The 19,957-nt window shown below is 69.8% G+C and carries 19 protein-coding genes; 10 read left to right on the top strand and 9 right to left on the bottom strand.

What is annotated here, in order from left to right; genetic code table 11:
- Positions 1 to 24 precede the first annotated feature (24 nt).
- The gene (locus OG746_RS43070) at positions 25 to 489 is read left to right on the top strand and encodes a CU044_2847 family protein (RefSeq protein WP_266724702.1); all 465 of its coding nucleotides are present in this window, start codon (positions 25 to 27) and stop codon (positions 487 to 489) included.
- Here OG746_RS43070 and OG746_RS43065 read toward each other — a convergent pair.
- Positions 434 to 4,330, bottom strand: a complete 3,897-nt coding sequence (locus OG746_RS43065; RefSeq protein WP_266724700.1) for a glycoside hydrolase family 2 TIM barrel-domain containing protein — start codon at positions 4,328 to 4,330, stop codon at positions 434 to 436. The two genes, OG746_RS43070 and OG746_RS43065, sit on opposite strands and share 56 nt — an antisense overlap.
- A gap of 199 nt (positions 4,331 to 4,529) precedes the next feature.
- Positions 4,530 to 5,885 (bottom strand): MFS transporter, encoded by a 1,356-nt coding sequence (locus tag OG746_RS43060; protein ID WP_266724698.1) that lies wholly within the window; start codon positions 5,883 to 5,885, stop codon positions 4,530 to 4,532.
- A gap of 289 nt (positions 5,886 to 6,174) precedes the next feature.
- On the opposite strand from OG746_RS43060, the gene OG746_RS43055 reads away from it, so the two are divergent.
- From OG746_RS43055 to OG746_RS43045, 3 genes are all read left to right on the top strand, one after another.
- Entirely contained in the window at positions 6,175 to 8,244 is a 2,070-nt protein-coding gene (locus tag OG746_RS43055) for a TerD family protein (protein ID WP_266724696.1), read from the top strand.
- Between the two features lie 82 nt (positions 8,245 to 8,326).
- Positions 8,327 to 8,749 carry a helix-turn-helix domain-containing protein gene (locus OG746_RS43050; protein WP_266724694.1) on the top strand — a complete coding sequence of 141 codons (423 nt, stop codon included), beginning with the start codon at positions 8,327 to 8,329 and terminating at the stop codon, positions 8,747 to 8,749.
- A gap of 80 nt (positions 8,750 to 8,829) precedes the next feature.
- Entirely contained in the window at positions 8,830 to 9,270 is a 441-nt protein-coding gene (locus OG746_RS43045) for a VOC family protein (protein WP_266724692.1), read from the top strand.
- Between the two features lie 21 nt (positions 9,271 to 9,291).
- Here OG746_RS43045 and OG746_RS43040 read toward each other — a convergent pair whose 3' ends face one another.
- The 4 genes from OG746_RS43040 to OG746_RS43025 all read right to left on the bottom strand — a co-directional run bounded on the left by OG746_RS43040 (position 9,292) and on the right by OG746_RS43025 (position 14,035).
- A complete protein-coding gene (locus tag OG746_RS43040) occupies positions 9,292 to 9,588 on the bottom strand; it encodes a WhiB family transcriptional regulator (RefSeq protein ID WP_266725769.1) in 297 nt (98 codons plus the stop codon).
- Positions 9,589 to 9,724: 136 nt separating this feature from the next.
- Positions 9,725 to 10,984 (bottom strand): MalY/PatB family protein, encoded by a 1,260-nt coding sequence (locus OG746_RS43035; RefSeq protein ID WP_266724690.1) that lies wholly within the window; start codon positions 10,982 to 10,984, stop codon positions 9,725 to 9,727.
- Positions 10,985 to 11,067: 83 nt separating this feature from the next.
- Positions 11,068 to 11,433 carry a hypothetical protein gene (locus tag OG746_RS43030; RefSeq protein ID WP_266724688.1) on the bottom strand — a complete coding sequence of 122 codons (366 nt, stop codon included), beginning with the start codon at positions 11,431 to 11,433 and terminating at the stop codon, positions 11,068 to 11,070.
- A gap of 61 nt (positions 11,434 to 11,494) precedes the next feature.
- The gene (locus OG746_RS43025; protein ID WP_266724686.1) at positions 11,495 to 14,035 is read right to left on the bottom strand and encodes a PEP/pyruvate-binding domain-containing protein; all 2,541 of its coding nucleotides are present in this window, start codon (positions 14,033 to 14,035) and stop codon (positions 11,495 to 11,497) included.
- A gap of 130 nt (positions 14,036 to 14,165) precedes the next feature.
- Here OG746_RS43025 and OG746_RS43020 point away from each other — a divergent pair, with 130 nt between their 5' ends.
- Positions 14,166 to 14,927 (top strand): class I SAM-dependent methyltransferase, encoded by a 762-nt coding sequence (locus OG746_RS43020; protein WP_266724685.1) that lies wholly within the window; start codon positions 14,166 to 14,168, stop codon positions 14,925 to 14,927.
- A 50-nt stretch (positions 14,928 to 14,977) separates the two neighbouring features.
- Here OG746_RS43020 and OG746_RS43015 read toward each other — a convergent pair whose 3' ends face one another.
- Entirely contained in the window at positions 14,978 to 15,841 is an 864-nt protein-coding gene (locus OG746_RS43015) for an ArsR/SmtB family transcription factor (RefSeq protein ID WP_524540536.1), read from the bottom strand.
- A 173-nt stretch (positions 15,842 to 16,014) separates the two neighbouring features.
- Between OG746_RS43015 and OG746_RS43010 the strand changes: the two genes are divergently transcribed.
- A complete protein-coding gene (locus OG746_RS43010) occupies positions 16,015 to 16,761 on the top strand; it encodes a class I SAM-dependent methyltransferase (RefSeq protein ID WP_266724684.1) in 747 nt (248 codons plus the stop codon).
- A gap of 127 nt (positions 16,762 to 16,888) precedes the next feature.
- Here the strand turns inward: OG746_RS43010 and OG746_RS43005 are convergent, their stop codons facing one another.
- On the bottom strand, positions 16,889 to 17,347 hold the full coding sequence (locus OG746_RS43005) for an Lrp/AsnC family transcriptional regulator (RefSeq protein ID WP_266724683.1): 459 nt from the start codon (positions 17,345 to 17,347) through the stop codon (positions 16,889 to 16,891).
- Between the two features lie 62 nt (positions 17,348 to 17,409).
- On the opposite strand from OG746_RS43005, the gene OG746_RS43000 reads away from it, so the two are divergent.
- From OG746_RS43000 to OG746_RS42990, 3 genes are all read left to right on the top strand, one after another.
- On the top strand, positions 17,410 to 18,159 hold the full coding sequence (locus OG746_RS43000; protein WP_266724682.1) for an AzlC family ABC transporter permease: 750 nt from the start codon (positions 17,410 to 17,412) through the stop codon (positions 18,157 to 18,159).
- Entirely contained in the window at positions 18,152 to 18,481 is a 330-nt protein-coding gene (locus OG746_RS42995) for a branched-chain amino acid transport AzlD family protein (protein ID WP_266724681.1), read from the top strand. Before OG746_RS43000 ends, OG746_RS42995 begins: the two co-directional genes overlap by 8 nt.
- 74 nt (positions 18,482 to 18,555) lie before the next feature.
- Positions 18,556 to 18,882, top strand: a complete 327-nt coding sequence (locus OG746_RS42990) for a DUF6191 domain-containing protein (protein WP_266724680.1) — start codon at positions 18,556 to 18,558, stop codon at positions 18,880 to 18,882.
- Between the two features lie 46 nt (positions 18,883 to 18,928).
- Here the strand turns inward: OG746_RS42990 and OG746_RS42985 are convergent, their stop codons facing one another.
- Positions 18,929 to 19,105 carry a hypothetical protein gene (locus tag OG746_RS42985; RefSeq protein WP_266724679.1) on the bottom strand — a complete coding sequence of 59 codons (177 nt, stop codon included), beginning with the start codon at positions 19,103 to 19,105 and terminating at the stop codon, positions 18,929 to 18,931.
- Between the two features lie 110 nt (positions 19,106 to 19,215).
- Here OG746_RS42985 and OG746_RS42980 point away from each other — a divergent pair, with 110 nt between their 5' ends.
- The gene (locus OG746_RS42980; protein ID WP_266724678.1) at positions 19,216 to 19,929 is read left to right on the top strand and encodes an N-acyl homoserine lactonase family protein; all 714 of its coding nucleotides are present in this window, start codon (positions 19,216 to 19,218) and stop codon (positions 19,927 to 19,929) included.
- Positions 19,930 to 19,957 lie beyond the last annotated feature (28 nt).

Genomic DNA, 19,957 nt, shown 5'->3' with positions numbered 1-19,957 from the left:
CCGACCAACCGAACGGGGAATCCCATGCCCGAAGCAGTCCAGTTCAAGCTCTCCGACGACACCACGGTCCTCGTCTCCCCACCGGCCCTGAACGGTGTCCAACAGGTGGGCCTCGGCACGCACGTGTCCAACGCGACGAGCACCCTGCGCGCGTCGCTCGCCCCGGTCACCCGCGCCGCCTCGGAGGTGATCGCCGAGTTCCGGGCCGGCGCCCTGCATCCGGAGGAGATCGAGGTGGAGTTCGGCGTCACCCTCGACGCGCAGCTCGGCGCGATCATCAGCAGCGCCAAGGCGAGCACGCACCTCGCTGTCCGGCTGCGCTGGAGCGGCGGGCAGCGGGAGGGCAGTCAACAGGAAGGCAGTCAGCAGGAGGGCGGACAGCCGGAGAACAGGCGGCCGGAGGACACCGAGCCCCCCGGCCACCCCTCCGCCACTACTCCCCCGCCACCGGCCTCCGTGCCAGCGCCATCGCCTCCTTCACGTCCGTGATCGGCCGCAGCCAGTACGTGTACGCGTAGTCCCGGTCGGCGAGCAGCTTGTACGGGGCGTGGGTCTGGGCGCCCCAGCTGTCATCGCCGCCGACGCCCATCTGGCGATGGTTGACCCGCAGGACCACTTCGTCGCGCGGGTCGAGCTGGTAGTCGTGGCGCGCGCCGACGGACAGGTCCTCCGGGATGAGGTGCGAGGCGGTGAGTTCCAGCAGCGGGTGCTCCGCGGTCGGGTCCGCGGCGACGAGGAGGCCGCGGCCACGCCCGTCGGTGAGCGCCGCCCAACGCACGTCCGTCTTGTTGCCGTTCTCCTGTGGGCGGATGTACGAGGTCCACTGCTCGGTCACGGTCGAGTCCCAACGCCCCACGTCCGTACCGTCGTTGCGGTCCCAGTGGTTCTCCTCCGGGCCGCGGCCGTAGTAGTGCAGCCGCTCGAGGGCCGCGGGGAGCCGCAGGATCGTGCCGACCTCGGGGAGGTACGGGAGGGTGACGGCGCCGGGGTGCAGGGCGTTGTCGACCTTGACGGCGCCGTCGCCGAAGACCGTGTACGTGGTGGCGTAGGTGGACTCGGTGGTGGTCGGCAGGGTGCCCTTGACCTCGATGCGCACGGCACGGCCGTCGAGGTCGTGCGCGCTCACCCCGGTCACCTTGCGGCGCGCGCCCGCGTCCCGCCAGGTCTGGTTGCGGGTGTGCTGGCCGTTGCCGTGGTCGTTGTCGGTCGGGGCGCGCCAGAAGTTCGGGACGGGGCCCGCGTCGACGAGCCGGACGCCGCCGGCTTCGTAGGAGGTGATGACGCCGGTCGCCTTGTCGAGGGTGAGGCTGAAGCCCTTCCCGGTCACGGAGACGGCCTTGTCCCCGTCCTCGTAGCGCAGTGTCGGCACGCTCTTCAGCGGTACGAGTGTCACCTTCGGGCTGCCCGCGTCGATCGGGAGCTGCGCCCGCGCCACCTCGAAGCCCGCGTCGGCCCACACCGTGTCGTCCTTCAGCCGGAAGGACAGGTGCAGGAAGAACTCGGCGCCGGGTGCGGGGTTGCTCGGCAGCTTCAGCGGGACGGTGATGTTCTTGCGGGCGAGCGGGGCGACGTCGAGCTGGGTGCGGCTCAGGCTGCCGCGCTGGATCACCTCGCCGTCCCGGGCCAGTTCCCAACGGCCGTCGTACTCACGGAGGTTGGTGAAGAGGAACTCGTTGGTGAGGGTGATGTCTCCCGCTCCCCCGCCGCCCTCCTTGGGTGCCACCTGGATCGCCTGGTAGATCCGCTTGACCTCGGCGGCCTTGCCGGTGTGACCACGGTCCGCGGTGATGATGCCGTCGGCGACGAAGTTGCCGTCGTTGGGGTTGTCGCCCCAGTCGCCGCCGTACGCGAAGAAGGTCTTGTCGCGCGGCTGCTTCTCCGTGACGCCGACCGTTTTGGCGTCGAACCAGAAGCGCACGCCTTCGCCGTCCGGGCCGCGTCCGTCGTCGGCGAGTTCGGCGGCTTTCAGCGCGCGGGAGTACACGCGGGCGCGGCGGATGGTGCCGCTGAACTCGCGGACCATGTTGTCGACGTCCACGCCGAGGGCGAGCGGCGCAGTGTTGCTGGTCGGTTTGGCGGTCGTGTTCTTCGTGGCCTTCGCCGCGCCGTCGACGTACAGCGTGAGCGTGCCCGCGCTCGCGTCGAAAACACCGGCGACATGGTGCTCACTGCCCGTCCAGCCGTCGTCAGGGGTGGCCCAGCTCGCGGTGATCCACTGGCCACCGGAGTAGATGTAGAACTCCAGGTTCTTGTCGCTCTGCTTGAGCGCGTACTGGGTGTCGCCCTTGGCCAGGATCGGCTGGTGGTAGCCGGTGACATGCGGGGTCACCCAGGCTTCGAGGGTGAGCGACCCGGTCAGGTCGAGACGGTCGTCGCGGGCGAAGACGGTGGCGCCGCTCAGCCCCTTGTCCCGGTTGAACGAGCCCGCGGGGTTGAGGAGTTCACCCTTGAGGCCGACGGGTCCTGTCTCGGTCAGCAGCGTCCGCGGCGGTGTCGGCCAGCTCAGCGACTGGTCGACGAAGTCCCAGATCCAGCCGCCTTGCAGCACGTCGTAGCGGCGGACGAGGTCCCAGTACTCCTTGAAGTTGCCGTTCGAGTTCCCCATCGCGTGGCAGTACTCGATCATCACGTACGGGCGGGTGTCGGCGGTGTCCTTGGCCTTCGACTCGACGTGGCTCGTCGACGGGTACATCTCGGAGCGGATGTCGCTCACGCCGGGGCTGTCGTCGCCCTCGTACTGGATGACGCGGGTGGTGTCGTAGGAGCGGATCCAGTCGTGCATGGCGGTGAAGGTGGAGCCTTCGCCCGCCTCGTTGCCGAGCGACCAGATGACGACGGAGGCGTGATTCTTGTCGCGGTGGACCATGTTCTGGGCGCGGGCGACGCACGCCTTCGTCCAGTCGGGGCGGCTGGCGGGATAGTCGTCGCGGACGCCGTGGGTCTCGAGGTTGGTCTCGTCGACGAGGTACAGGCCGTACTCGTCGGCGAGTTCGTACCAGATCGAGTTGTTGGGGTAGTGCGAGGTGCGGACGGTGTTGATGTTCATCCGCTTGATGATTTCGATGTCCTTGACCAGGTCGGCGCGGGTGAGCGCGGTGCCGCGGTCGGGGTGCATCTCGTGCCGGTTGGTGCCGCGGAACGACACCGGCTTTCCGTTGATCCGCATCAGCCCGTCCTTGAGCGCGAACTCGCGCAGGCCGACGCGGTGCGAGAGCGTCTCGGTCACCTTGCCCGCCGGGTCGCGCAGGCGGAGCACGGCGGTGTAGAGGTACGGGCTCTCGGCGGACCAAAGGCGCGGCGAGGGAACGGACTTGGCGGCCCGCACGGTCACTTCCGAGTCGTCGTCGGAGCCGGTGACGGTGGCCTTCTGGGTGAGCGGACGGGGCCAGACGGCATGGCCCGCGGCGTCGTAGAGCTGGGTCTCGACGGTGTACGCGCCCGGGTCACCGGCGTAGTCGTGCACGGTGGCGGTGACCGACAGCTCGGCGGTGGTGTGTCCGTCGCCGAGCGGGGTGTCGAGCTTGAAGTCACGCAGGTGCACGCCTGGCGTCGAGTACAGATACACCGAGCGGAAGATCCCGCTCAGCCGGATCATGTCCTGGTCCTCGAGCCAGTCGCCGTCGGAGAAGCGGTAGACCTCGACGGCGAGCTGGTTGGTGCCTTCGGTGAGGTGCGGGGTGATGTCGTACTCGGCCGGGGTGTAGGAGTCCTCGTGGTAGCCGACGAGCTTGCCGTTCACCCACACGTAGTGGGCCGACTTGACGCCCTCGAAGTGCAGGAAGACGCGTCTGCCCCGCCAGCCCTTCGGCACGGTGAAGGTGCGCCGGTACTGACCGACGGGGTTGTAGCGGGTCGGCGACGCGGGCGGCTGGGCGTCCTCGCCGAGGCCGTTGGCGCCCCACCACGGGTACGTGATGTTGGTGTAGATCGGGCGGTCGTGCCCGTGCAGCTGCCAGACCGCGGGCACGGGGATGGTGTCCCAGTCCCCGTCGTCGAGGTCGGTCCTGTGGAAGTCCTCGTCACGCTCCGAGGGCCGGTCGACGTAGGCGAACTTCCAGTCCCCGTCGAGACTTTGGCGGAACGGGGAGCGGGTCCGGTCGGCGGCGAGTGCCTGCGCCACAGCCTCGTACGGCATGAGTGTGGTGTGCGGGGGCTCGGTGCCGAGCCGGAACTGGTCGATGTGGCCGTTCCACTCGTCACCGTCGGCCGCGCCGGCCCGCGTCGCGGGGAGGCCCACGGGCAGGGCGAGCGCGCCGGCGACGACGGCGCCCGCCTGGAGCAGGCGGCGACGGCTGAGCGGCACGGTGTGGGGGCGGTGCGGTTGCGGCATGGCTGTGCCCTTCTGCGGGTGTGGACACGTGCAACTGGTGGGGCGCGGAGTGCCTGTTGAGCCGGCACCACCCTAAGAAGACAACACAACCGACACAATGACGCCGTAGGACTTTGTTGATTTCTGAGCAGAAAGAGAGGCCGCACCGCCGACGCCACGACGGTACGGCCTCCTGATCCCCGTGCCCGGGGAAGCCCCCTCAGGTGGATTCGGTGGAACTCGGAGTAACGGTCACGCGCCTCTCACCCGCCTCGGCCCCGCCCTCCCCCCGCTTCGGAATGAGAAACAACGCCCCCATGGACAACACGCAACAGCCCACGATGTACAGGCTGATGCCGGTGCTCGACCCGGTGTCCTCCAGGATGGCGGCGGCGATCAGCAGGGCGGGGCCGCCGGCGATGACCGAGGCCAGCTGATAGCCGAGTCCGGCGCCGCTGTAGCGGACGTTGGCGCCGAAGCCCTCGGCGATGAGCGCGGCCTGGGGCCCGTACTGCATGCCGTGGAAGACCAGGGACAGCACGATGGCGAGCAGCACCAGCCCCGGCGTCCTGGTGTTGAGCAGGGCGAAGTACGGGAACGCGAACGCACCCACGCACACAATCCCGACGCCGTACACCAGGCGGCGCCCGTAGCGGTCGGAGAGGTGCCCGAAGAGGGGGATGGTGAGCAGCCCGATGGCCGCGGCGACGAGCGTGTCATTGAGCAAGTCATCGCGGGCGAGACCGAGATGAGAGGTCCCGTATGTCAAAACAAAGGTGATGAAGAGATAGAACGGCGCCTGCTCGGAGAGCCGGACGAACGCGGCGGCGATCACCTCGCGCCACTGGTGCCGCAGCACGTCCCACAACGGCACCCGGACGACGGCCTCTTCACGCTTGACGGCGGTGAAGTCCGGACTCTCCATGACCTTGAGGCGTACGTAGAGGCCGATGACGACGAGAACGCCGCTCGCAAGGAACGGAATCCGCCACCCCCAGCTCTCGAAGCCGTCGCCGGAGGCGGAGCTCAGCCACTTGACCATGCCGGTGGAGATCAGCAGCCCGAGCGGCACCCCCATCTGCGGCCAACTCGCCATCAGCCCACGGCGTTTCTTCGACCCCCACTCCATGGACAGCAGCACCGAGCCACCCCACTCGCCGCCCACCCCGATGCCCTGGAAGACGCGAAGTACTACGAGCAGGATCGGCGCGGCGAGCCCGATCGACGAGTAGGTGGGCAGACAGCCGATCAGGACGGTGCTCACACCCATCAGCAGCAGGGTGATGACGAGCGTGGACTTCCGGCCGACCCGGTCCCCGAAGTGCCCGAAGATCGCGGCGCCGAGCGGCCGGGCGGCGAACCCGACGAACTGCGTACCGAAGGAGGCGAGCACGCCCGCGTACTCGGACTGCCCCGGGAAGAACAGATGTGGGAAGACGAGCGCGGCAGCCGTGCCATAGAGAAAGAAGTCGTACCACTCGATGGCGGTACCCACCGTACTGGCGACGACGGCGCGATTGCGGTGCCCGCGCACGTCGGACCGCCCCGCCTCTGACCCTGCGCTTTGCGTGTTCACGCCGACTCCCTGCCCTGCCATCGGTCGAGCCACGGTGCCCGGGAACGAAACCTTCGCGAGAGTGCTCTTCGGTCGCGTCCATGTCAAGGAATCGCGCGGTGTTCAACTATCGGGGATCGAGTGGGGCGCGGACGCCACGGTGACGAGCCATCGGCGCCGCCCACGCGACCCTTGCTCCTGACGCCCGATTCAGGCCACTATCTCCAGGCCAGGTTCACCGTTTGTCCGTATGTGTCGACGGCGAGCGAGGGGGGGTTCCTCGTACCTGGACGATCGAGGGGGAGGCCGAATGTACGAGATGGTCAAGGGCGCGAACGTGGGGCTGGGGAGCCTGATCGAGGGGGAGGCCGACTCGGTGATCGTCGGCCTGGGGTGGGTCAGCCCGACCGGCGAAGGGGACGCCGATGTCTCCGTCCTGTTGCTGGACGACAGCGGCAAGGTCCGCAGCGACGAGGACTTCTACTTCTACAACAACTCCTGCGCGCTGGACGGCAGCGTGCAGTTGCTCGGCAAGACGCCGACGGGCGAGGGCAGCGAGGACCGGATCAGCTTCGATCTGAGTGCCGTTCCGAGCGATGTCACCACGGTCCTCATCACGGCGAGCCGGTACGAGTCCGCCCGGTTCGACGAACTCGGCGCCCTGCAGCTGACGTTGAGCGACGGGGCCGGGGAACCCCTCCTACGGTTCGCGATCGACGACGCGGGCGCCGTGAGCGCGCTGATCTTCGGGGAGCTGTACCGGCGCGCGGGTGAGTGGAAGTTCCGTGCCGTGGGACAAGGGTACGAAGCGGGATTCGCGGCCCTCGCATCGGATCACGGCGTGGACATCGATGACGACGCCGAAGAGACCGTCGAGACCGAACCGGCTGCCCAGGAAGAGGCGGTGGAGCCGCTCCAGCCCGCGGCCGACGAACAGCCCCGGCGGGATCCCGAACCGGACCCACCGACCACGCCCGCCACGGATGTCGCCGCGTCGGCCGAGGCCGCTGCCCCGGCACCCTCCGTCAAGAGAGCCGCACGCCCGCGCACCTCGAAGAAGAAGGTCACGCTCCCCAGAACACCCAAGAAGTCCCTTGCGGAGAACGAGTCCTGGGCGGGTGCGCGCCTCTTTCCCGTGTCCGCGCTGAAGAGTGACAGGGACAGGGAGACCCGTGCCACGTCGGTGCTGCTGGCCGTGATGGCACAGGTGCCGGAGTTCGGTCGGCGGCTCACCGCCGGCTTCGGCGCCCACGCCGGACGCATGGAGACCTTCACCGAGGTGTCTCTCCCCCACGGCGATGCGCCCCGCCGGCCCGACGGTGTCATCCGGGTGGAGCGAGCCGGCAAACTCTGGACCGCACTCGTCGAGACCAAGACCAACGGCAATCCCCTCAAGGCCGAGCAAGTACAGGCCTACGCGGACATCGCGGCCCGCAGGGGCTACGAGGCGGTCATCACCCTCTCCAACGACGTGGCTCTGGAAGGCAGCCCACTGGTCGAGGTGAAGATCGACCGGCGGCGGAAGAACAAGGTGGGCCTGTGGCATCTGTCGTGGGCCGAAGTCGCCCACCAGGCCCAGATGCTGCTGCGGCACGAGGGGCTCGGCAACCCGGCGCACGCCTGGCTGCTGGAGGAGCTCCTGCACTACCTGCACCACGAGAACTCGGGCTGTCACGGTTTCCACAACATGGGGCCGGCCTGGGTGCCGGTACGCAACGGGATCCAGGACGAAACCCTGTGCCAGGGCGATCCCCGGGCACTCGAGGCCGTCGAGAGCTGGGAGCGGCTGGTACGCCAGGTGTCGTTGGGCCTGGGCGGCGAGCTGGGACGGAAGGTGCTCCCGGTGCAGCGGGCGCGGCGCGGCACCGACGCCGTGGTCCGCCGCACCCGCATGGCCGACGAGCTGTGCCGGGACGGCAGGCTCCGGGCCGAGTTGCGCATCGACCAGACACCCGGAGTGCTCGCCGTCGCCGCCGATCTGCGCACGTACAAGATCCGCACGTCCATCGACATCGCTCCGCCGGCACACGGCTACCCGCTCTCCTGGGCCAAGCGGATCGTCCGGGAGCTCTCCGAGGCACCGGCGGATCTGCACATCGAGACCCTGGTCGAGGGGGACGGTGGAGGGCCACGGGGAACTCTGGAACGGCTACGGCCCGAACCCGGCGACCTGCTGCCGGGCGGCGCTGCGAAGATCACCGGATTCCGGCTCTCGTTGTTCAAGGGCATGGGGACGCAGCGGGGCAACACGGAATCCGGATTCATCCGGAGCGTCGACGAAGCGGTCAACAAGTTCCACGCGTCGGTGGTGACCCACCTCGATCGCATGCAGACCAGACGGCGTGCGGTGCCCGGTCCGGCCGCCGCCGACGACGAGTAGCAGGGCCAGGCCGCTCGACGGCATCGCCCGGTGGATCCACTCCACCGGGCTGTCGGGCGCCCGCACCCCGCACAATGGACCCGTGCCCCACGTCCCGCCCTCCCGCCATCTGCTTCGTGCCCGTGATCTCGCGGATGCGCGGTACGCGGAGGAGCTCACGGTGGGGGATCTTGCGGCGGCGGCCGCGCTGTCGCCCGCGCATTTCAGTCGGAGTTTCAAGGCCGCGTTCGGGGAGTCGCCGCATCAGTATCTGCTGACCCGGCGTCTGGAGCGGGCCGCCCATCTGCTGCTTGCCACGGACTGGACGGTGGCCGATGTCGGGGTCGCGGTGGGGCTGCGCGGTATCGGGTCGTTCACGACGAGTTTTCGGCGCATGTACGGGGTGACCCCGCAGGCGTACCGGGCGGCGAATCCTCCCGCCGCGCGTCATGTGCGCATCCCCCGGTGCGTCGCGATGGCCTACGGACGGCCGCGGAACCGCACGTTTCGAGAAGACAGCGGCTGACCGGGTGCCTAGCGTCGTCGGTGTCGGGACGGTGCGTGTCCCGGAGCAGGACGGCCGATGAGTGAAGCGCGAGGAGTGTCATGCCGACCACGATCAAGATTGCCAATGCGCAGTTCTGGGTGCACGACCAGGACGAGGCGCTCGATTTCTACACCACGAAGCTGGGCTGGGAGGTCCGGGCCGACGTGACGATGGAGTCCTGGGCCTTCCGGTGGCTGTGTGTCGGGCCGCCCGGTGGCGAGGGGCCCGCGCTCGTGCTGATGCCGGTGCCCCGGCCGCCGATGCTCGACGAGAAGGACAGCGTCCAGCTGTCGGAGCTGGTGGCCAAGGGGGCCGGCGGAACGCTGTTCCTGGAGACCGATGACTGCAAGGCCGCCTACGACGAGCTGTCCGCGCGGGGCGTCGCGTTCAACGACCCGCCGACCGAGCAGCCGTACGGCATCGACACCTCGTTCCGGGACCCCTCGGGCAACAACATCCGACTGACGCAGGTGCTCGCATTCGATCCCGGGCGGAGTTGACCGCGCGCGGCGCCCCGGACCTCACGAGGCCCTGACGTGGCGGCCGTCCTGCGCGTGCTCCGCGCGGGCCGCCTCCAGGAGGTTGCGCCAGGACGTGACCGTGGGGCGCCGGCGCAGCAGGGCCCGCCGTTCACGTTCCGTGGCGCCGCCCCAGACGCCGTACTCGATGCGCTCGTCCAGGGCGTGCGCCAGGCACTCGGTCCTGACCACGCACGTGTCGCAGAACCGCTTGGCGTGGGACTGCGCCGCGCCTTCCACGAACAGGTCCTCGGGGTCCGCGGCCTTGCACGCCGCCTTGTCCCACCACGAGTTGAAGATGTCCGTCACCCTTCGCTCCCTTGCTCCTGGCAAATTCGGTCTGTCTCAGGTGCGATTGGCGACCGTACGCCATAGATCCTCAACAGGCAGCCCATGACCAGGAGTTGAACGGTGAGTCACCGGCGGTTTCGGGCCGTCAGCCGAGCCCGGCGACCGCGTCTCCGAGCCTGCGGATCGCCTCGTCCACCGTGGAGCGCGGACAGCCGAGGTTCACTCTCATGTAGCCGTGGCCCTCGGCCCCGAACTTCTGGCCCCGGTCCAGCCACAGGCGCGCCTCGGTGAGCATGAACCTGTCCAGCGCCTCGGCGTCCATCCCGAGGCCCCGGCAGTCCATCCACGCCAGGTAGAGCGCGTCCGCGGGCAGCACGCGCAGCTTCGAGGTGGCGCTGTGGACCGCCTTCGCGAAGTGCTCGTGGTTGCCGCGCAGATAGCCGAGCAACTCCTCGAGCCAGGGCTCGCCGTGTGTGTACGCCGCCTCGGCAGCGACCATGCCCAGCACGTTGACCAGCGGGAACACATTGCGCTCGTACTGGCGGGCGAAGTCCTCGCGCAGCCGACGGTCCGGGATGAGGATGTTCGCGCATTGCAGCCCGGGGAGGTTGAACGTCTTGCTGGGGGCCGTGCAGGTGATGCTGGCGCGGGCGAACTCCGGGCCGAGCGAGGCGAACGGGATGTGTGTCCTGGCCGGGTTGAGGACCAGGTCCTGGTGGATCTCGTCGGACACGACCAGGACACCGTGCCGGGCGCAGATCTCGCCCATGGTGCGCAGCTCGTCCTCGGTCCACACGTTGCCGGTGGGGTTGTGGGGGTGGCTGAGGATGAACAGCTTGGTGTCGGGGCGGATGGCGGCTTCGAAGGTGCGGGCGTCGAACCGGTAGCCGTCCTCGGTGCGTTCCAGCGGCGCGTACGCGAGGTGGCGGCCGTTGAGCCGCACGTCCTCGTGGAAGTGCACATAGACGGGCGGCTGGATCAGGACGGAGTCGCCGGGCGCGGAGAAGGCCTGGACGATGGTCTTGAGGGAGGTGATGACGCCTGCCGCCGGTACCACCCAGTCGCGCGATATCTCCCAACCGAAGCGCTTGGCCTGCCAGTTGACCACGGCGTCGAGATAGCCGTCGGTCGCGCCGCCGGGATAGCCGAGGACTCCGTGGTCGACGGCGTCGTGCAGCGCGTCGAGCACCGCCTGCGGGGCCTTGAAGTCGGTGTCCGCGACCCACATCGGCAGGGGCTCGGCCGCGGCCTCGTCGGGGGCCAGGAGGGAGTCGGCGAAGGTCCACTTCATGGAGTTCGAGCGCGTGCGGTCGACGACGGTGTCGAAGGAGGAGGAAGCGGAGATGGAGGCGGAGGAGGAGGCGGAGGCGGAGGTGTCTGCTTCTGGTGCCGTGTCTCGTGCCATGACTGGATGCTAGATCCGGTCCGTCGGCCATGACTGGATCCAGTCTCCAGACTCCAAGCCCGGCCCATCAGCCACGACCGGATCTAGATCCGGTCCGTGAGCTCCTCTGCGTAGACCTGGGACAGCGGCTGGGGCCCCACGTACTGCTGGCAGTTGCACTGACCCGCCTCGTAGTGGGTCGGCTTCTTGTTCTCGTCCCAGGCCGTGGGGACCTCGACGCGTTCGTGGCAGCGCCCCGTCTTGTCGTGCTTGGCGAGGTGGTGGGCGCAGCCGCAGATCGGCTCCGGCGGCTTGTTCGCGGCCTCCACCGCGAGGCGCGCCTGCTTGGCGGCCTCGAGCCGCTCCAACCTCCGCTCGTGCCTGCTGCGCAGCGCGCCGCGTGCGGTGTCCGCCACCCAGGCGAACGCTCCTGTCCAGAACAAGATGAGGATCGCCCAAACCCAGTTCATCTACCGCCCCTTCCCCCCGGATTACTGCGCGGTGGCTTCCAGGATAGGCGCCGTGCCGCGGCTACGCGCCCTCTCGGCGCGCCCGCACCACCCCCGCGCTGCCGTCCACCGTGATCACGTCACCGGTCTCGATCCGCGTCAGGGCGTCCGGCACGCCGACTACGGCCGGGATGCCGTACTCGCGGGCCACGACCGCGCCGTGGGAGTTGGCGCCGCCCATCTCCATCACGAGGCCGCCCGCGGTGAGGAACAGCGGGGTCCAGCCGGGGTCGGTGGACGGGGCGACGAGGATCTCGCCCGGCTCCAGGTGCGCGCCGACGGGATCGGTCACCACGCGCGCGTGCCCGGTGATCTCGCCCGCGGAGGCCGCGGTGCCGACCAGGTCACCGGGGGCGCTGGGCACCGTCCGCGCGGCCGCTTCGGGTTCCGTTCCGTCGGAGAGGAGGACGCGCGGGATGTGCCGGCGCCGCATCTCCCGCTCGTACTCGTCCTTGCGTACGGCGACCGTCGGGCGCAGGTCCCCGTCCGTCGAGCGCATCTCCTCGAAGTCCAGGAAGAAGACGTCCTGCGCGGCGTCGAGGCGCCCTTGCGCGTGCAGTTCGGTTCCGCATTCGGCGATGCGAGCGCGGAGGGAGCCGAAGAGCGTGATCGCCAGATACTTCGGGTATTCGCGCAGTCCCGCCAGCAGCCGGGTGCGACGCAGGGCGAACCGGACGAGTCGGCCGCGGCCCTTGGCCCGCCGCGCGAGCCGCTCGATCATCGCCTCGGCCTCGGCCGCTCCGCGCGCGAACACGGCGTCGGGCCGGGCCTGTTGGTCATTCAGGCGCAGGTAGTTGCGGACGACGCCGATGATGTGCGTGGGGTCGTCGGACCAGCGCGGGAGGCCGAGGTCGATCTCGGCGACGGCGCGGTGGCCCCACTGGCCCAGGAAGGCGCGGAGCCCGTCCTGCGCGACCGGCGGCAGTTCACCGGCGCGGTAACGGGCCACCAGCTCCTGGACGTTGGCCTCCTGGAACGAGTCCATGGCGTCCCGCTCGGCACGGATCGTACGTGCCAGGTTCCACAGGTCGAGGTCCATCTCGGTGGTGACGTTGTTCGGGAGGCTGCGCAGGACCGTCTGTAGCTCGCCGGGTTCGGTGCGGACGAGCCGGCCGGCGAGGCCCAGCATCGCGAAGCCGACCAGGGCGGTCGGGGCGACGGTGGGCAGCACCGGGATCACGCAGTCGCGCAGGGCCCCCTCGACGGACCTCGCTTCGGCCGCCTTCAGCACGCGCGCCTCCGTGCGCCGTGCGCGCCGCACCGCCGCCTCCGGGTTGGCGAGTGCCCGCAGCACGGTGGAGGGAGCGTGGAACCTGCGGGCGAGGCGCGCCACTCGCCGGATCGCGGGCCAGGGTGAGGTGCTCGTCAGAGCCAGGCGCGGATCGTCGTACAGGCCGCGCAGGACGTGCGCCGAGCGGGCCTCCATGACGTCGAGTACGCGCGGGAAGAAGGCCCTTCCCGTCCTACTACGTAGGACGTTGGTGAGGTCGATGAAGACGCGTCCGGCCGCCTCGGTGCAGCCCTGCGAGCCCGGGTCGCCGATGATGATCCGGCCGGCGGCCCCGGCGATCTCCCGGATCGCGGCGCGCCCGGCCGGGGTGATCGGCCGTTCCAGGCCCTGGGCGAGGCTGAAGCAGAAGTACACGCGGAAGTCGCCCTCGGCGTGTTCGGGCACCGGGAACAGGGTCGTGATGGGCCGCGACTGGGTGAGGTGCAGGGCGCCCCGGGCGTCGATCGCCCACTCGGTGTCCTGCGGACTCCCGTAGTGCGCCTGCACCTTGGCGCCGAGGGCGGCGAGTTGGAGAATCTGACGGTCGGTGAGACACGGCGCGGGGTTCTCGCCGATGTCGACCTTCTCCGTGCCGCCTCCGGCCAGGGAGCAGATGAGGAACCGCTTGTCGCCGAGCTTCCGTTCGACGATCTCCTGGCCGTCGACGACGAAGTGGTCCGGGTTGACCGCTCCGGAGACGACGGCCTCGCCGAGGCCGGGGCTCGCGTCGATGACCGCCTGGTCCCGCTTGCCCGTGACGGGGTTGGCGGTGAACAGCACGCCGGACACCGCCGAGTCCACCATCCGCTGGACGACGACGGCGAGTTGGACCGATCCGTGGTCGATGCCGTTGGTCTCCCGGTAGCTCACCGCACGGTCGGTCCACAGCGAGGCCCAGCAGCGGCGTACGGCATCGAGGACGGCGTCCGCCCCGACGACATTCAGGTACGTGTCCTGCTGCCCCGCGAAGCTGGCGAACGGCAGGTCCTCTGCGGTGGCACTGGAGCGCACCGCGACGGCCGCGTCGTCGCCAAGTCCCGCGTACGCGGCGCGGATCGCGTCCCCGAGCTCGCCCGGCACCTCCGCTTCGAGGATGCGCCGGCGCGCCTTGTCGGACTCCAGACCCGCGAGGCCGTCCGTCACCGAGAGCGTCCGGTACGCGTCCGTGGTGACGCAGAAGCCGTGCGGCACGGGAAGCCCGGCCCTGGTCAGTTCGCCGAGGTTGGCCGCCTTGCCGCCGACGGCGGCGAGCATCGTCGCGTCGATGGAACGGAGGTCGAGGACGAGCGGCATGACGTTCCTTCCTGCCTGCGGTGACCGCCCGGCGCGTCTGGTGACGCCGGACCGTGCCCTTATTCATCATGCGATGAATAAGGGCGACGCGTCAACGCACCCGGCCGGGCCGATGCGCGACAATGCGGGGATGAGCACCACGTCACGCGCCCTGTCGTTCGACAAGGCCGCAGGCCAGTACGCGACAAGCCGCCCCTCCTATCCGGCCGAACTCCTCGACGCCATCGAGGAGTTCACGGGTAACGACCTCGCGGGCGCCCGCGTCGCGGATGTCGGCGCGGGCACGGGGATCGCCACCGCGCTGCTGCGGGACCGGGGCGCCGAGGTGATCGCCGTGGAGCCGGGTGAGGCCATGGCATGTGAGTGCCGCGAGCGAGTCACGGGCGTGCCGGTGGTGCGCGGCGACGGCAACGCTCTGCCGCTCGCAAAGGCCTCCCGCGACCTCATCACCTACGCGCAGGCCTGGCAGTGGACCGACCCCGCACACTCCGTACCCGAGGCGCTGCGGGTGCTGCGGCCGGGCGGCGCGCTGGCGATCTGGTGGAACACGACGGACTTCGACGTGCCGTGGATCCGCGACCAGCACACGCGCATGGCACGGCACTGCGGAGCGACTCCGAAGCCCGCCGCACGCCCCTCGGACAGCGACGCCATCCGCCTGGCGGGCCTCACGGGACTGCGGGTCGCACGGCGCCACCTGCCCTGGACCCGCACCGTCCCGCGCGACACGCATCTCGCCAACATCGGCAGCCGGTCCGCCTTCCTGGTCCTCGACGAGTGCGACCGGCACGCGTTCCTCGCCCGTGAACGCGAGCGCCTCGCCGAGGCGTTCCCCTCCGGGGACGTAGAGGAGAGCTACGTGGTGGATCTTCTGGTGGCCCGCCGCCCCTGACCCGAGCGGTCGGCCCCGGTCCGGTCCGGGGCCGACGTCGGCGCCCGCGCTCAGCCCTGCGCCTGCGGCTCCGGCAGCGGCTCCCCGGTCTCCAGGAGTGTCTTGAGGCTGGACAGCAGGGCCGGCCAGCCGTCGCCGATCATCGTGCGGACGGTGCTGTCGGGGTCGAAGCCGTCGTGGACGACGGTGAGCTTCACGGTCTCGCCCATCGCCTCGAGATCGAAGGACACCTTCGAGCGGCTCTCGCGGGCGATGCGCTGCCGCAGCTCCTCGTCGACGCCGACGGCCTGCGCCCACGCGGGCGTGAAGGTGTGCCAGGTGTAGGCGAGGCGGCGCGGCGGGTCGGCCTCCAGGACGACCTGCTCGGGATCCTCGGTGCGGCCGTCGCCCTCCAGCCACACCATGGGCGAGCCGGGCTTCCAGTCGGTCTCGAAGGCCACGCCCCAGTAGCGGCGGGTGAAGGCGGGCGAGGTGAGCGCCTCCCACAGCCGCTCGGGGGTCGTGCGGATGTAGCTGGTGTGCACGAAGGGCTCTACGGCGGCGGGGCCGCCGGCGGTGGCGTTGCTCATGGGGGGTTCCTCTTCCAGTGCGGTGCGGAGGTCGTCGAGGGCGGCGGCGCGATGCCGGTCGTAGCGGCTGAGCCAGCGGTCGGCGACCGCGTTGAGGGGCGCGGCGTCGAGGTAGTGCAACTTCTCGCGACCCCGGCGCACGGTCGTCACCAGACCCGCGGCCTCCAGGACGGCGAGGTGCTTGCTGACCGACTGCCGGGCCATGTCCAGCTCCCCGCACAGTTCGCCCAGCGTCTGCCCGCCCCGGTCGTTGAGGCTGTCGAGCAGCCGCCGGCGCCCGGGGTCGGCGAGCGCCTTGAATATCGCGTCCACGGGGGTCGTGCCCTCTTCCGGTCGACTCGACATGCAGCCGATCGACTGCCTTATCTCGTAATCGACGATAGGCAGCCGTTCGGCTGCATGTCAATCGGGGCGGACCACCTCGACCGTGTCCGGCGTCGGAACGAAGGCGTCGCACCGAGGAACCAAGGGGCCTCACTTCGCGTGCGCCGCACGGTCGTTGGTGCCATCGTTGCCTCATGCAGCCACCTCTGGAGGACCCCCGCACCAGCGACGCCTTCGGCCACGTCCTCGCCCGCTGCTGGCAGGCCGGCGCCACGCCGTGGTCGGCCGTGGAGATCATCGAGCGCGACGACGGACTGATCCGGGCGAACGATGCCGCGCGATACTTCGGCGCGCGGGAGGAGTGGCCGACGCTGGAGCAGTGGGCGTGGGCACAGGCCACGGGACGGGTGCTGGACGTGGGGTGCGGTGGCGGGCGGCACGCCGTCGAGTGGCTGGGCCGTGGACACGAGGTGGTGGGGGTGGATCCCTCCGCCGAAGCCGTACGCATCACCCGTGAGCGCGGCGTCGAAGCGGTGGTCGCCTCGCTTCCCGAACTTCCCGACGGCCTCGGCCGGTTCGACACGATCGCACTGATGGGCAACAACCTCGGTCTGCTCGGCGGCCCGGACCGGGCGCCGCGGGTCCTGGCCACCCTCGCCGCCGTGAGCCGCCCCGGCGCGCTCCTCATCGCCTCCGGCTCGGACCCCGGCGACGGGGGTACCGACCACCGCGCGTATCACGCCCGCAACCTCCGCCACGGACGGGCACGAGGCCAACTCCGTCTCCGCGTCAGGGACGAGGCGACCGCGACTCCGTGGTTCGACTACTGGCTTGCGGCACCCGACGAACTCACCGCACCCATCGACGCGTCACCCTGGACGCTGGAGACGCTTCGGCGGGAGCCAGGTGGCTCCGGGTACGTGGTGTGCTTACGCCGCTGACCCGCCCCACCGCCACCTTCTCAACCTGCGCCGCCGCCTCCGAGCGCAATTGGGCACCACGCCCGGCGCCTACCGCCGCACCTTCGGTCAGACCTGATCCACGGAGATGTGTTCCGCCCCTCCGGGCTCACCCGTCGGACTTGATCGTTTTCATGGTGAGGTGGGAGGTGAAGCGCTGAACTCCCGGTAGCCCGCTCAGCTTTTCGGTGAGGAAAGCCTCGCAGGCCGCGTGGTCGGCCACCGCGGCGCGGATGAAGTAGTCGGGGCGGCCGTACATGCGGCGGAACTCGGTGACCTCCTCGTAGGAGGCGACGATTTCCTCGAACTCCTCGAAGCTCTTGCGGTCGTTGGCGTAGATCTCGACGTCGATGAGGACTTCGAGGCCTCGCCCCAGGGCCGCCGGATCGATGACGGCCCGGTATCCGGAGACGATGCCGGCCTCCTCCAGCCGCCTGACACGGCGCAGGCACGGGGGTGGTGTGAGGCCGACCCGTTTGGCGAGCTCGACGTTGGTCAGACGTCCGTCTTCGCGCAGATGAAACAAAATTTCACGGTCGGTCGCGTCGAGTGCCACTTCATTGCCCATATGGAGATCATAAGGGCATGATACGCAACCATATTAGGCGAGTTCTTTTCTAAAATGTCTCCGTGCGCACACGTTCCATCGTGGCCGCGGCCCCCGTGCGGCCTGCCACTGAACCACCAGGTCGGAGCCCGTCCGAGGCGCCGGCGGCCTTCCGGGAGTCGCTCTCCGTGGGCCTTGTCTTCGTCCCGCTGGGTCTCGCTTTCGGCGCACTCGTCGTCCAGTCGGGTCTGGACTGGTGGTGGGCCTCATTGTCGGCCGCGGTCGCCTTCGGCGGGTCGTTCGAGTTCCTGCTGATCGGTCTCGTCGTCGCCATGACACCGCTCGCGTCGATCGCGGTCGCGGCGTTCATGGTGAACGTCCGTCATGTCTTCTACGCCTTGTCGTTCCCGTTGCATCGCGTCTCGGGCCGGCTCGGCAAGGCGTACGGCACCTTCGCCCTGTGCGACGAGGCCTACGCGCTGGCCTCCGCCGAGCAGGCCCGCTCGTGGCCAGGACCGCGCCTGTTGTGGATGCAGTTCTTCCTGCACATGTACTGGGTGGGAAGCGCGACCGCCGGCGCACTGCTCGGCCCCCTCATACCCGAGGGCGTCACGGGCCTGGACTTCGCCCTGACCGCCCTGTTCACCGTGCTCGCCCTCGACGCGCTACGAGACCTGCGTGGCGACCTGCCCACGCCGCTGCTCGCCGTGTCGAGCGCCCTGGTGGCCCGGGTCGTCGTCCCGGGCGAGATGCTCCTGGTGGCGTTCGCCCTGTTCACCGCCGGGCTGCTGACCCGGCACCTGATGACCACCAAGAGGCCGAGCCATGCCTGACACCACGTATGCCATCGCCGCGGTCCTGGTCACCGCCGCGGTCACCTGGGCGCTGCGCGCCCTGCCGTTCGCCGCGCTGGCCCCGCTGCGTGAGAGCGCGACGGTGCAGTACCTGAGCAGACGCATGCCCGCGGGCGTCATGGTCATCCTGGTCGTCTACTGCCTCCGCGACCTCCCGGTCACCGAAGTCGGCGCCGTGGCACCGCTGGCGGCACTGGCCGTCACGGTCGGGCTGCATCTGTGGCGCCGCAACGCCCTGCTCAGCATCCTCGGTGGCACCGTCGTCCATGTCGTGCTGGCCAGTACTGTCTTCGCCGCCTGACCCCCTCGCCCACGACACCATCCGCCCGGGGCCCTCCCGGGAACTCTGAACGCCCGCCGCCAGTTGTGAGTGTCATGGAGTTCGTCTTCTTCATGACACTGCCGGGGTTGGTCATCGTCCTGACGCTGCTGGCCTTCGTCGACCAGCTGCTGTTGCGCGCGGGCCGGGCCGGTGTGCTGCCATGGCGCCCCGGTACGCGTACGCGGCACGGCCAGGTCTCGGCCACGGGGTTCGAGCAGTTGCACGGCGCGCTGTCGCCCGGCAAGCAGCACGAACTCAAGGAGCGGCAGTCGGCGCTGGTCATGCCGGACAACGAGGACGACGGGGCGCCGCCGAACAGGACGACGGTCAATCTGGACGGCGGAACGGCGATCGTCCGACTCCCGCCCACCCACGGCTAGCCGACACCCAAGGCACCCACGGCGCTCAAGGCATCTGAGGCACCCCCTACGCCGCCTTCACAATCCCGCCACGCTCGGCCGCCGCCCACTCCGCGACCAGCACCTCGTATTCCCGACGCTGCTCGGCACTCAACCGACCACCGGAGCGCAGCATCAGGTCACGGATCCGCTCGTTGAGTTCATCGGCAGACCGGGCGGGACCAGGCTCGGGTGTGGGGATCATGTGAAGAGAATAGTGGGCGCCACTGACAATCAGCACGCGAATTGCGCCGGAACGGACGTGCTGTGCCACACACTCACGACGCCGACGGCCCCCGCTGCCACCATGGTTCGATGACGAAGTGCACGGAAGTACGCCGTCTCGACCTCGGCTACATCGTCCGACCGGCGGAGGAGGCGGGGACCGCGCAGCCGCGTGTGGAGCCGGTGTTCGCCTACCTGGTTCGGCACGCCGACGGGCTGATTCTCTTCGACACCGGCATCGGCGCCGCCGGCCCCGAGACCGAGGCCCACTACCGCCCGCGCCGCAGGACCCTCCAGTCGGCACTGGCCTCAGCCGGAGCGAGCGCCGCGGACGTCTCCATGGTGGTCAACTGTCACCTGCACTTCGACCACTGCGGCGGCAACCCGCTCTTCCGCAAGACGCCCATCGTGGTTCAGGCCACGGAGTTGGCCACCGCCCGTCGCGGCGATTACACCATCGATGAACTCGTCGACTTCCCTGACGCCGGTTACCTGGAGATCTCCGGCGAGGCCGAACTCCGGCCCGGCGTCCGGGTCATCCCCACGCCGGGGCACACCGACGGCCACCAGTCACTGGTGATCCAGCAGCCCGACGGCACGGTGATCCTGGCCGGGCAGGCACACGACTTCGCCACCCACTTCGCCCTGGACCACGCGGCCCGGCAGGCCGCTCTCGACGGCCTCGATCCCCCACGGCCCACCCACGCGCCCTGGTTGGACCGGATTCTCCCCTTCGACCCGCGCCGCGTGCTCTTCGCGCACGATAGTGCGGTGTGGGAGCCACCAAGCCTCCCCGTTCGCTAGCGGCTCCCGTCCCACTTCAGCGTCGCCA

Origin of the sequence: Streptomyces sp. NBC_01016, assembly GCF_026341035.1 — a bacterium.
In the GTDB taxonomy this organism is placed as follows: Bacteria; Actinomycetota; Actinomycetes; order Streptomycetales; family Streptomycetaceae; genus Streptomyces.
This window is presented reverse-complemented; position numbering and strand designations above follow the sequence as displayed.

Excerpts from the sequence above, each read along its gene's own strand:
- OG746_RS43070 (WP_266724702.1), top strand. The coding sequence starts at position 25 with ATGCCCGAAGCAGTCCAGTTCAAGCTCTCCGACGACACCACGGTCCTC.
- OG746_RS43065 (WP_266724700.1), bottom strand. The coding sequence starts at position 4,330 with ATGCCGCAACCGCACCGCCCCCACACCGTGCCGCTCAGCCGTCGCCGC.
- OG746_RS43055 (WP_266724696.1), top strand. The coding sequence starts at position 6,175 with ATGTACGAGATGGTCAAGGGCGCGAACGTGGGGCTGGGGAGCCTGATC.
- OG746_RS43045 (WP_266724692.1), top strand. The coding sequence starts at position 8,830 with ATGCCGACCACGATCAAGATTGCCAATGCGCAGTTCTGGGTGCACGAC.
- OG746_RS43035 (WP_266724690.1), bottom strand. The coding sequence starts at position 10,984 with ATGGCACGAGACACGGCACCAGAAGCAGACACCTCCGCCTCCGCCTCC.
- OG746_RS43030 (WP_266724688.1), bottom strand. The coding sequence starts at position 11,433 with ATGAACTGGGTTTGGGCGATCCTCATCTTGTTCTGGACAGGAGCGTTC.
- OG746_RS43025 (WP_266724686.1), bottom strand. The coding sequence starts at position 14,035 with ATGCCGCTCGTCCTCGACCTCCGTTCCATCGACGCGACGATGCTCGCC.
- OG746_RS43020 (WP_266724685.1), top strand. The coding sequence starts at position 14,166 with ATGAGCACCACGTCACGCGCCCTGTCGTTCGACAAGGCCGCAGGCCAG.
- OG746_RS43015 (WP_524540536.1), bottom strand. The coding sequence starts at position 15,841 with ATGTCGAGTCGACCGGAAGAGGGCACGACCCCCGTGGACGCGATATTC.
- OG746_RS43010 (WP_266724684.1), top strand. The coding sequence starts at position 16,015 with ATGCAGCCACCTCTGGAGGACCCCCGCACCAGCGACGCCTTCGGCCAC.
- OG746_RS43005 (WP_266724683.1), bottom strand. The coding sequence starts at position 17,347 with ATGGGCAATGAAGTGGCACTCGACGCGACCGACCGTGAAATTTTGTTT.
- OG746_RS42995 (WP_266724681.1), top strand. The coding sequence starts at position 18,152 with ATGCCTGACACCACGTATGCCATCGCCGCGGTCCTGGTCACCGCCGCG.
- OG746_RS42990 (WP_266724680.1), top strand. The coding sequence starts at position 18,556 with ATGGAGTTCGTCTTCTTCATGACACTGCCGGGGTTGGTCATCGTCCTG.
- OG746_RS42985 (WP_266724679.1), bottom strand. The coding sequence starts at position 19,105 with ATGATCCCCACACCCGAGCCTGGTCCCGCCCGGTCTGCCGATGAACTC.
- OG746_RS42980 (WP_266724678.1), top strand. The coding sequence starts at position 19,216 with ATGACGAAGTGCACGGAAGTACGCCGTCTCGACCTCGGCTACATCGTC.